General features: G+C 71.0%; 8 protein-coding genes. All 8 read left to right on the forward strand.

Features of this window, described 5'->3' with window-relative positions:
- Window positions 1-23: 23 nt before the first annotated feature.
- Window positions 24-257, forward strand: coding sequence for a phosphopantetheine-binding protein (locus HL658_RS23075; protein ID WP_180284237.1), 234 nt, complete (start codon window positions 24-26; stop codon window positions 255-257).
- 17 nt (window positions 258-274) lie between these two features.
- Window positions 275-517, forward strand: coding sequence for an acyl carrier protein (locus HL658_RS23080; RefSeq protein WP_180284238.1), 243 nt, complete (start codon window positions 275-277; stop codon window positions 515-517).
- 10 nt (window positions 518-527) lie between these two features.
- Window positions 528-1,694, forward strand: a complete 1,167-nt coding sequence (locus HL658_RS23085; protein ID WP_343055292.1) for an ANL family adenylate-forming protein — start codon at window positions 528-530, stop codon at window positions 1,692-1,694.
- Complete coding sequence (locus HL658_RS23090; protein ID WP_343055293.1) at window positions 1,691-2,455, forward strand: SDR family NAD(P)-dependent oxidoreductase; 765 nt, start codon at window positions 1,691-1,693, stop codon at window positions 2,453-2,455. The genes HL658_RS23085 and HL658_RS23090 overlap by 4 nt, the downstream gene beginning before the upstream one ends.
- A 134-nt stretch (window positions 2,456-2,589) precedes the next feature.
- Entirely contained in the window at window positions 2,590-3,690 is a 1,101-nt protein-coding gene (locus HL658_RS23095) for a ketoacyl-ACP synthase III (RefSeq protein WP_180284239.1), read from the forward strand.
- 147 nt (window positions 3,691-3,837) lie between these two features.
- Window positions 3,838-5,700: a flagellin N-terminal helical domain-containing protein gene (locus HL658_RS23100; RefSeq protein ID WP_180284240.1), complete on the forward strand. Its 1,863-nt coding sequence runs from the start codon at window positions 3,838-3,840 to the stop codon at window positions 5,698-5,700.
- Between the two features lie 132 nt (window positions 5,701-5,832).
- Window positions 5,833-6,246 (forward strand): flagellar biosynthesis repressor FlbT, encoded by a 414-nt coding sequence (locus HL658_RS23105; RefSeq protein ID WP_180284241.1) that lies wholly within the window; start codon window positions 5,833-5,835, stop codon window positions 6,244-6,246.
- Window positions 6,243-11,303 carry a tetratricopeptide repeat protein gene (locus HL658_RS23110; protein WP_180284242.1) on the forward strand — a complete coding sequence of 1,687 codons (5,061 nt, stop codon included), beginning with the start codon at window positions 6,243-6,245 and terminating at the stop codon, window positions 11,301-11,303. The genes HL658_RS23105 and HL658_RS23110 overlap by 4 nt, the downstream gene beginning before the upstream one ends.
- The last annotated feature ends 4 nt before the right edge of the window (window positions 11,304-11,307 follow it).

An 11,307-nucleotide genomic window follows, 5' to 3' on the forward strand; every position in this document is an offset into this window, starting at 1 on the left:
GCCATCCGCATTGGGAGCAGCCCATGGACACCAAAGACTTCCTCCTGGCCCTCGACGAGATGCTCGAACTCGACCCCGGCACGTTGACCGGCACCGAGGAACTGGAAAGCCTGGACAACTGGGACTCGCTGGCGGTCATCAGCTTCATCGCGCTGGTGGACGAGAAGCTGGGGCTGGTGGTGGAGGGTGAGAAGCTGGCCAAGGCGAAGACGGTCGCCGACCTGCTGGCCCTGGCCGGCGTCGCTGTCCCGGCCTGAGGCGGCGGACTCCGCGCATGCTGGACGTGATCGCCGAGGAGCTGGGCCACATCCTGGCCGAGAAGGGGGAGCCGATGCCGGTCATCGGGCCCGACACCGTGTTCCTGGGCGGCCCGCTTCCCATCGACTCGCTGGATCTCGCGACCCTGCTGTTGGTGCTGGAGCAGCGCACGGGGCAGGACCCGTTCCGCGCCGGATTCCGGCAATTCACCACCGTGGGCGAACTGGCGGCGCTGTACCAGCCTGCCGCCGCGTCTTGACGGTGCGGCCGTGAACGCGCCGCCGGCCTGGATCGATCCCCGCTTCCGCCTGATCGAGGGCGGGCAGTGCCATGATGCGCCGGCGCTTATCGAGATGGCCGCCGACGGGGTGCATGGTCCCGTGGTCGATGCGCACACGGCCGCCGCCGTTGTGATGGCGCTGGTTGCCGCCGAGACCGCGGGACGCCCGGTCGCCCTCCTGCGCCGGCCCGATCCCGACGCGGCCGAGGCTGCTGCCGGCACCGGCTTTGCCGTTCTGCTGCAAACCTCCGGCACCACCGGCGCACCGAAGCTGGTGCGGCATGACATCGCACGGCTGCGCGTGCGGCTGCGCGGCACCGGCGACGCCACGGCGCGCTGGCTGTTGACCTACGAGCCGGCCTCCTTCGCCGGCTTGCAGGTGATCCTGACCGCGCTCGCCGCCGGTGCCACGCTCATCGCCCGGCCGGGCGAGGGGGTGGCCGGGCTGGTCGCCGCGGCGCTGGAGCATGGCGCCACCCACATCAGCGGCACACCCAGCTTCTGGCGCGGATTCCTGATGGCGTCCGGCGACCGCGACCCGCCGTTGCGGTCGATCACGCTGGGCGGGGAGGCGGCGGACCAGCCGTTGCTCGACCGTCTGGCGGAGCGTTTCCCCGATGCCCGGCTCCGCCACATCTACGCCTCGACCGAGGCCGGTGTGCTGTTCGCCGTGGCGGATGGCCGCGCGGGCTTCCCGGCACATTGGCTGGAGACCGGCGTGGACGGTGTGGACCTTCGCCTTGTTGGTGGGGAGCTGGAGGTGCGGAGCCCCCGCGCCGCGCCCGGCCGGGAAGGCTGGCAGCCCACCGGCGACCTGATCGAGCTGGCCGGGGACCGCGCCCTGTTCGCCGGGCGCGCCGACGGGCGCGTGAAGGTGGGCGGGGCGATGGTCTCGCCCGAAGCGGTGGAGCGGCACCTGCTCGCCGTGCCCGGCGTCGCAGACGCGGAGGTGCGGGCGGTGCCCAACCCGCTGACCGGCCACATCCTCACCGCCACCGTGGTGCCCGCACCCGGAACCGATCCCGACGCGCTGCGCGCCGCCCTGCGCGATGCCGCCGCCGGGCTGGAGCCGGCCGCCCGGCCGCGCGTCGTCGCGCTGGCCGACTCGATCCCGCTGGGTCCGGCCGGCAAGAAACGACGAGAGGTCACGGCGTGACCAATCCCGAGTGCCACGATCCCAAGCGCCACATGCCCAAGCGCCACATCATCGTCACCGGTGGCAGCCGCGGCCTCGGCCTTGCCATTGTCGAGGCGTTGCTGGCTGACGGTCACCGCGTGTCCGCCTGCAGCCGCTCGGGGTCGGAGGCGCTGGAGCGGCTGGCCGGGCCCGACCTGTTCTGGCAGCCCTGCCGGATCGGCGAGGAGGGGGCGGCGCAGGCCTTCGTCGAGGCCGCCTGTGCCTGGGCGGGCGACTCGCCGCTGTGGGCGCTGGTCAACAACGCCGGCATCGCGCGCGAGGGGGTGCTGGCGACCTTCCCCGACGCTGACACCGCCGCCATCCTGGAGACCAACCTGCTGGGTGCCATCCACGCCGCGCGCGGCTTCCTGCGCGCCAAGCTGCTGCGCCGCGGGCCGGGACGCATCGTCAACATCTCGTCCATCATCGGCCAGCGCGGCTATGTCGGGCTTGCCGCCTACTCGGCGTCGAAGGCGGGGCTGGACGGGCTGACCCGCTCCCTAGCGCGGGAGGTCGGGCGGCTCGGCGTGACGGTGAATTCCATCGCGCCCGGCTATCTCGACACCGAAATGTCCGGTACGCTGTCGGCGGATCAGCGGGGGCAGATCGTCCGCCGGACACCGCTGGGCCGGCTCGGCACCGCCGCGGACGTGGTGCCGGTGCTGCGTTTCCTGCTGGGCGACGGCGGCGGCTTCATCACCGGACAGACCATCGTGGTCGACGGCGGCATCGGCTGCTGACGTAAGCAGGATTTCCGAACTCCGCCCATCGATGAGTGGGCTCGGAAACTCTGCAAAACCATAGAGTCCGCGGGTTTGCCCAGGCCAGATCATCGGTGGCCCGATCTGGGCAAACCTGCTTGGGGGAGGGACCCATGGTCGCCAGCGTCGTGCACGGGGTTACCATCGCGGGCGTGACGGCCTGTCTGCCGGAACGGCGGGAGACGGTTGCGGACCTCGCCGCCCGTTTCGGGGCCGAGGCGGCGGAACGCATCGCCAAGGCCACGGGGATCGAGGCGCGGCACCTGGTGCCGCCGCACCAATGCACCAGCGATCTGGCGGAGGCGGCGGCGCGGGCGTTGCTCGACGGGCTCGGCTGGGATGCGGCCGGCATCGATCTGCTGGTCAATGTGTCGCAGACCCACGACCACATCCTGCCGTCGAGCGGCTTCCTGCTGCACCGGCGGCTCGGGCTCGGCAAGCAGGCGGCGGTGCTCGACCTGGGGCTCGGCTGCTCGGGCTACGTCTACGGCCTGTGGACGGCGGCGGCGATGCTGCGCGCCTGCAATGGCCGCCGCGCGCTGCTGATCGCCGGCGACACCACCTCGCGCGTGCTCGATCCGAACGACCGCAGCGTGGCGCCGCTGTTCGGCGATGCCGCGGCGGCCACCGCCCTGGTCGCCGACCCGGATGCGCCGCTGATGGCCTTCACGCTCGGGAGCGACGGGGCGGGGGCGCCCTATCTGGCGGTGCCCGGCGGCGGTCTGCGCCGGCCGGACGAGCCGCCGCACCTGTTCATGGACGGCACGCAGGTCTTCGCCTTCACCCTGCGGGAGGTGCCGGGCAGCATCCGCGCCGCACTCGATCTCGCCGGCTGGACGATGGCCGGCGTCGATCGTCTGGTGCTGCATCAGGCGAACGCGCAGATGGTCCGCCACCTCGCCCGGAAGCTCGGTGCCGCGCCCGGACAGACCGTGCTGGCCTTGGCCGGCCACGGCAACACCAGTTCCGCCTCCATCCCCCTGGCGCTCGCCAGCGCCTTGCCGGAGGAGTTGGCGGCGGAGCGCCGGCGGCTGCTGCTGTCCGGCTTCGGTGTCGGCTGGTCGTGGGGGAGTGCCGCGGTGGAGATCGGGCCGCTGGCGGTGTGCGGGACCACCCTGCTGAGTGCGGATGGCCGCCCGGCAATTCCTGCCGGGGCGGCAAGGGATGCCGGGCTGTCGGCAAATTCTGCCGGGGATGCGGAAAATTCTGCCTAGTCCGAATTTGCCGGTCGGCGCTTTTTCCCCACAAACCGGCAATTTCTATCTGGCCCGGAACTTGCCTACCACTTCCGCGGGGGAATTAGTCCCCTGCCCACCGGGAAACCCCGGTCGCGGCGATGGATCTCCAAAGGAGTGCCTTCAATGGCTGGCGACATCCAACTCACCGCCGCAATGCGGACCAACCTGCTTCAGCTGCAGAAGACCAACACGCAGATCGAATCGAAGCAGAACATCCTTTCGACCGGCAACAAGATCAATTCGGCCCTCGACGGCCCGACCTCCTTCTTCGCAGCCAAGGGGCTCTCCCAGCGCGCGGGCGACCTGTCGTCGCTGAAGGACGCCATGGGTCAGGCGGTGTCGACCATCAAGGCGGCCGACAAGGGTCTGACCAGCATCGAGAACCTCATCGAGCAGGCCCGCGGTCTGACGACCGCCGCCTACAGCGCGCTGGGCAGCGACGCCGGCTCGATCGCGACCCGCAAGTCGCTCGCCGCGCAGTTCAACACGCTGAAGGAGCAGATCGACAAGCTGGCCGGCGACAGCGGCTATGGTGGCAAGAACCTGCTGGCCGGCAACGGCCTGCGCCTGGACAGCACCAGCGACAGCCGCACGAAGGTCAACTCCATCTCCGGCATCGAGAACGCCCGCGTCACCAACATGACGGCCACGGACGCCTACACGGTGCGTGTGTCCGGTGACGGCTCGATCGAAGGCCAGTCCGACGACATCGGTGACGCCGAGCTCGCGCATGGTCTGACCGGGCTGAAGGTCTCCGGCACGGTGTCCTCGTCGTTCGGCAGCTTCAGCGACGTGCAGATCGAGGTCCGCGGCGCCTCCGGCCGCGAGCGCACCTTCATCGTTTCGGATGGCAACGAGTCGCGCACCGTCAAGTTCTTCGACAACAGCCAGGCGGTCGAAGCCAACCTGACCACCGCCGCCACCACCGGCGTCGCGCAGGCCAGCACGGTGGACATCAAGGGCACCGTCGAGGCCGGCGACAGCTTCACGATCAAGGTGGAAGGCCAGGTCTTCAAGTACACCGCGACCGACGGCGACGTTTCCATCGGCCAGGACGCCAAGGCCAACGTCGCGGCGGCGCTGCGCACCTCGATCAGCACCGCGATCTCGTCGGGCCGCCTGAGCGGATCCAGCATCGACGTGGCGAGCGCCGGTGGCACCGGAAGCCAGATCACCCTGACCGGCAAGACCGACACGACCACCAAGCGCGAGTTCAGCCTGTCGGCGGAAACCGAGAACGCGCTGAGCAAGACCATCTCCGAAAGCTTCGCGTCGGGCACCGTGGTGTCCTTCACGGTCGACCGCAAGCTGATGGAGCAGGCGGCCAATGCTGGCGCGGGTGTGTCGAGCATCGAGAAGAAGGTGGACATCCAGGTCGAGGTGACGAACCTCACCGGCACCACCGTCACCCGTGACGGCAACAACAAGCGCGGCGAAGGCAAGCTGTCGGATGGCGAGAACGCCTTCGCGTTCGACACCGGCACGGTGCGCTTCAGCGTCGATCAGAAGTCGATCAAGGCAGCGGCCTCGACCAGCGCGGCGGCGAACATCGTCACCACGCAGGTCACCGACGCCAACACGCAGAACGACCTGACCGTCCAGTTGAACGAGCGCAACACCAACGCGCTCAGCGTGCAGGCCCAGAACCTGACGACCAGCGGCCAGGGTCTGAAGCTCGACTACGCGCAGAACGATTGGTCGGATCGCTCGGACATCGACAACGCGGTGGCGGCGATCGACGGGGCCAAGCAGGTCCTGCGCTCGGCATCGCAGAACCTGTCCACCAACCTGAACATCATCACAACCCGCGAGAACTTCACCAAGGAGTTCTCCGACGTGCTGGTCGAGGGTGCGAACAAGCTGACTCTGGCCGACCAGAACGAGGAAGGTGCGAACCTGCTCGCCCTGCAGACCCGCCAGCAGCTCGGTACCATCGCGCTGTCGCTGGCCAACCAGTCGCAGCAGTCGATCCTCCGGCTGTTCTAACGCCGGGAGTTCGGGTAAGCTCCGTGCCCGCGGGCGGCGGCGAAAGCCGCCGCCCGTTTTCTTTGGCCGGCGCACACAGGATGTCCTTCCCGCTCGCGCCGTCGCCGCTCGTCCGGAGCCGGGTTCCCGTTCATGCCTCTCAAGTTCGTGTTGCGTCCCAATGAAAAGGTCATCATCAACGGCGCCGTCATCGGCGCCGGTGACCGGCCGGGTTCTTTCTACCTCTACAACACCGCCAACTTCCTGCGCGGGCGCGAGGTGCTGAAGGAAGAGCAGATCGACAGCCTCGAAAAGAAGCTCTACTTCGTCATCCAGCTCATCTACATCTTCCCGGAAGACGGCGCCGTCAATCTGGAACGCTTTGCCGCCATCCTCGAGGAAACGCGTCTGGCGCGGCCGGATTGCGCAAGAGAGCTGGACCAGATCGTGGAACTGGTCGATGCGAAGAACTACTACCGGGCGCTGAAGGTGTGTCGGAAGCTGTTCCGGGCCGGGGCCGCCGATTACCACCCCGGCGACCCGGCCGGCGCCGACGACACACCGTGACGGCAGCGCCGGCCGGCGACGCCGGCGCATCGCGGTCGGCCGGGGAAGGGTTGGTCGACGACGCCGTTCGCCTGCACCGCGATGGTCGGGTGGCGGACGCGCTCGACCATCTGGTGGCGCTGCTGCGGCGGCGGCCTGACCAGCTTGCGGCATGGCGCCTGCTCGCCCGAATCCTGTGCGCCATGCGCCATCACCAGGCGGAAGCGTGCCTTCACCGCACCCTCGCGCTTGCACCGGCGGACGCGGAGGCGCTGGGCGACCTCGGACTCGTTCATGACCGCCGTGACCAGCTCGACGCCGCCGCCGCCCTCTACTGCCGGACGCTGCGGCTGGATGCCGCGGATGCACAGGCCTGGAGCAATCTCGGCGGTCTCTGGCTGGCCTGGAAGCGGCCGGCGGAGGCGATCACCCACCAGCGCCGCGCCGTTGCGCTGGCACCCGCCCATCCCAACGCCCACGGCAATATCGGCAGCGCGTTCGCCGAGATCGACCGCATTCCGGAAGCCATCGCCGCCCATCGCCGGGCGCTCCACGCCGCGCCCGGTATGGCGGTCTTGCGGGCGTCGCTGTCCAACGAGCTGCTGATCCTGGGTGATGTCGGTTCGGCGACCGTGCAGGCCCGACGGGCGTTGGCGACGGACCCGGCCTGTGCCGAAGCGCTGGTCAGCCTTGCGCACGCGCTCCAACGTTCCGGTCACCCTGCGGCGGCGGAGGCCGGCCACCGCCGGGCGCTCACTCTCTCTCCCGGCTTGGCCGAGGCGCACCTCAATCTTGGCCGACTCCTGCTGATGCGGGGGTGCCTCGCCGCCGGGTGGGAGGAGAACGGGTGGCGCTTTGCCGCCAAGGGGTATGTGCGGCGCGCGCTCCCCGCGCCGGCCTGGGAGGGCGGAGACCCTGCGGGGCGGGCGCTGCTGGTGTGGCGCGAGCAGGGCATCGGAGACGAGCTCCTGTACGCCTCCTGCCTTCCGGATCTTTTGGGCCGTGCCGGGCGGGTCATCCTGGAATGCGACCGCCGGTTGGTGCCGCTCTTCGCCCGCTCCTTCCCGAACGCCGAGGTGCGCGCCGAATCGGTGGACGAGGGTGGACGGGAAACCATGCGCCCCGGCACGGTCGACGCGCACGCCGCGTTGGGAGACCTGCCGTGCCGCTTCCGCCCGTCCCTGTCCCGTTTTCCGCCCCGGTCACGCTGGCTGCGGCCCGATCCGGAGACGGTGGCTGTGTGGGAGGCACGGCTGCGGGCGCTCGGGCCGGGGCTGCGCGTTGGACTGTGCTGGCGCAGCCAGCTCATGACCACGGAGCGGCGGGACGCGTACACGACCATGGCCGACTGGGAACCGCTGTTCGCGCTACCGGGCATACACCTTGTCGTCCTGCAATACGACGACTGCGCCGCGGAAGTCGCGGAAGCGGGTCGCCGTTTCGGCGTGACCCTGCACCGCTGGCCCGACCTGGATCTTCACGACGATTTCGAGGGCACCGCGGCGCTGATGTCCGGGCTCGATCTCGTCATCACGCCGGCGACGTCGATCGGAGAGCTGGCCGGTGCGCTCGGCGTGCCGGTCTGGCGGCTGGGCGCGATGGACTGGACGTGGCTCGGCACCGGCGTACGCCCGTGGTACCCGACCATGCGGCTCTTCGCGCCTCGGGCTGGGGAGGCGCTGGCCGATCTGCCACGCCGAATCGCCATGGAGCTGCGCCACCTGCTGGCGGAGGCCCGCCATGGCGCCGCACCAGCCCCCAACGCGTCGCAGACCGTGGAGCTGGCGGTTGCCAGGTACCGCGCCGGCGACCGGGAGGAGGCGGAGCGTCTCTGCCGCACCGCGTTGGACCTCGATCCCGCCGATGCGCGCGGCCTGCATCTGCTCGGCATCCTGCTCCGCCGCCGGGGCGAGGAGGGGGAGGCCGCCCGCCAATTGGCCCGTGCGGTGGCCGCCGACCCCGCCAACTCTGCGGCCTGGGCGGCGCTCGGCGCGGCGCGAACGGCGTTGAGCCGGCCGGCAGCGGATACGATCGCACGAGCTCTTCGCCTTGATCCCGCGTCCGCCGCGCTTCACGCGCAGCGGGCGGCGCTGCTGGCCGCCCGCGGCCGCGTGGCGGAGTCCGTGCCGCACCGCCGCGCGGCCGTACTTCTCGATCCGGCGGCGGCGGACGCGCTCGGCAATTTGGGCAACGCGCTTCTGGAACTCGAGCGCTTTGCTGAGGCCGCCGCCACCATCCGCCGGGCCCTCGCGTGCGACGATCGGCTCGCGGCCCTGTGGACAGCGCTCGGCAATGCGGAGGAGGGCGCCGGGCGCCTCGCGGAAGCGGAGGATTGCCACCGCCGGGCGCTGGCGCTCGACCGGCGGCTCGTCCAGGCATGGTCGAACCTCGCCCAGACCCTCGACCGTCTTGGGCATCCGCAAGAGGCGGCGCAGGCGTACGACGAGGCTGTCGCCATCGATCCGCGCTTCGCGCAGGCCCGTTACAACCTCTCCCTGCTCCTGCTGCGCCATGGCGACCTGCGGCGTGGTTGGACGGAGCATGACTGGCGCTTCGGCACGCCCCAGTTCCAGGGGCAGGCACGCCGCCCGGCCGCCCGGCCCTGGCGCGGCGAGAACATCGCGGGCGCCCGCCTGCTGGTCTGGCGCGAGCAGGGGGTGGGCGACGAGATCCTGCTGGCTTCCTGCTACCCCGACCTGATCGGCCGCGCGCGGCAGGTGATCATCGAGTGCGATCGGCGGCTCACCTCCCTGTTCCAGCGCTCCTTTCCCGCCGCTACCGTACGCGCGGAAACCGCCGACCCGCGCGACGCCGACCTGCATGTCCCCGCCGGCTCGCTGCCGCGTTACCTGCGCGCCGACCTCGCGCGCTTTCCCGACCGCTCGTCCTGGCTGGTGCCGCACCCCCTGCGCGTCCAGGCCTGGCGGGAGCGCTTGGCGGCAATGGGCGCCGGGCTGCGGGTGGGCATCGCGTGGCGCAGCCAGGTGATGACGGCGCGGCGGCGCGACTCCTACGTTCCGCTCGACCACTGGGGCCCCGTCTTCGCGGTGCCGGGCATCGTCGTCGTGAACTTGCAATACGGCCCCGTCGACGATGAACTGCGCGATGCGGAGGCGCGCTTCGGGGTCGCCGTCCATCGATGGCCGGATCTCGACCTGAAGAACGATTTCGAGGGTGTGGCCGCGCTTATCGCCAACCTCGACCTGGTCATTTCCCCGGCCTTGTCGGTTTCCGAACTGGCGGGTGCGCTGGGGGTGCCGGTATGGCGCGTCGGCGGCCGGGACTGGACGTGGCTCGGCACCACGGTGCGGCCCTGGTTTCCCGGCATGCGGCAGTTCGCGCCAGGGTCAGGGGAATCGCTCGCCGACCTTCCCCGCCGCATCGCGGACGAGCTTCGGCGGCTCCGACCGCCGGCCGTGTCGGAAACACCGGCCACGCTGCTGGAGGAGGCCGTGCGACACCACCGCAGCGGGCGAGCGACGGAGGCCGCGAGCTTCTATGCACGGGTTCTGGAGCAGGACCCCGGCAATCCGGTGGCCCTGCACCTGTCCGGGCTGCTCGCCCATGAAAACGGCGACGACGCGGCGGCGCTCCCCCGCGTCACGGATGCGTTGCGGCGCAGCCCCGGCTACGCTGCGGCGCAGGTCACCCATGGCAGTGTGCTCGCGGCACTCGACCGCCCCGGTGACGCGGCGGCCTCCTTCCGGCGCGCGCTTGCCTTGCAGCCGGCGAACGCTGCGGCGCTCACCAATCTCGGCAACGCGCTGGATGCCCTCGGCCGCAGCGCCGACGCGGAACGGGCGCACCGCCGGTCGCTGCTGATCGACGTCGCCGCCGCCGCCGTCCACGACAACCTCGGTGTGGTCCTGCTCCGCCTCGGCCGCGCTGCGGAGGCGGAGGCCAGCCACCGGCAGGCTCTGGTCATCGCGCCATGGCTCGCCACGGCCCGCCTCAACCTTGGCATGGCGCTGCGCCGCCAGGGACGGCGCGAGGAGGCGCGGGCCGCACTGCGCACGACCCTGGCGCTCGCGCCGGCGATGGCGGACGCCACCGCCAATTTCGGCCTGGTCCTGCGGGAGACCGGCGACATCGGGGGTGCCGCGCGCTGGACGGCGCGCGCGCTGGCGCTGGATTCCGGGCTCGCCGCGGCTCGCTTCAACGGCGGTGTCCTCGACCTTGCGGCCGGGCGGTTGCGTTCGGGTTGGGATGGCTACGATCATCGCTTCCGCGCCCGCGCCCTGAGCGGTGCCGCGCGGCGGATCGACCGCCCGGCGTGGACCGGGGACGATCCGGCCGGACGCCGGATCCTGGTGTGGGGGGAGCAGGGGGTCGGGGACGAGATCCTGTTCTCCTCCTGCCTGCCGGACTTGATCGCACGGGCCGGCCGGGTCATCCTGGACTTCGACCCACGGTTGGCGCCGCTCCTCCGCCGTTCCTTCCCCACCGCCATCGTCGGCGTGGGGCAGGACTGCGACGCCCACATCGCCGCGGGTTCCCTGCCGGGCCGGTTCCGGCCCTTTCTGGCGGCCTTTCCGCGGGAAGGGGGCTGGCTGGTCCCCGATCCCGTTGCCGTACGTCTCTGGCGGGAGAGACTCGATGCGCTCGGCGCCGGACTCAAGGTCGGCATCTGCTGGCGCAGCGGTCTGCTGACCGGAGACCGCCTGCACGAATACACCAGCTTGCGCGACTGGGCGCCCGTCTTCGCCGTACCCGGTCTGGTGCTGGTGAACGCGCAGTACGACGACGCACGCGCCGAGATCGCCGAGGTGGAACGGGCATATGGCGCGTCCATTCATCAATGGCCCGGCCTGGACCAGAGGAACGATCTGGACGGTACGGCGGCGTTTCTGCGTGCGTTGGATCTGGTGATCGCGCCGGCGGTGTCGGTTGGGGAACTGGCGGCGGCCGTCGGCACACCCACCTGGCGTTTCGGCGTAACCGGCGACTGGACGGCGCTGGGCACGGCCGTGCGACCATGGTACCCCGCGATGCGACTCTTCCACCCCGGTCCGGGCGAGACGCTGGCCGCCGTACTCGCGCGCATCGCGGTCACGCTGCGGAGCCTCGCGAGGGGCTGACGGG

Origin of the sequence: Azospirillum oleiclasticum, from assembly GCF_013423485.1 — a bacterium.
GTDB classification, from domain to species: Bacteria; Pseudomonadota; Alphaproteobacteria; order Azospirillales; family Azospirillaceae; genus Azospirillum; species Azospirillum oleiclasticum.

What these genes read in the sequence shown, in the direction of transcription:
- HL658_RS23075 (WP_180284237.1), top strand. Translation starts at nt 24, where the DNA reads ATGGACACCAAAGACTTCCTCCTGGCCCTCGACGAGATGCTCGAACTC.
- HL658_RS23080 (WP_180284238.1), top strand. Translation starts at nt 275, where the DNA reads ATGCTGGACGTGATCGCCGAGGAGCTGGGCCACATCCTGGCCGAGAAG.
- HL658_RS23095 (WP_180284239.1), top strand. Translation starts at nt 2,590, where the DNA reads ATGGTCGCCAGCGTCGTGCACGGGGTTACCATCGCGGGCGTGACGGCC.
- HL658_RS23100 (WP_180284240.1), top strand. Translation starts at nt 3,838, where the DNA reads ATGGCTGGCGACATCCAACTCACCGCCGCAATGCGGACCAACCTGCTT.
- HL658_RS23105 (WP_180284241.1), top strand. Translation starts at nt 5,833, where the DNA reads ATGCCTCTCAAGTTCGTGTTGCGTCCCAATGAAAAGGTCATCATCAAC.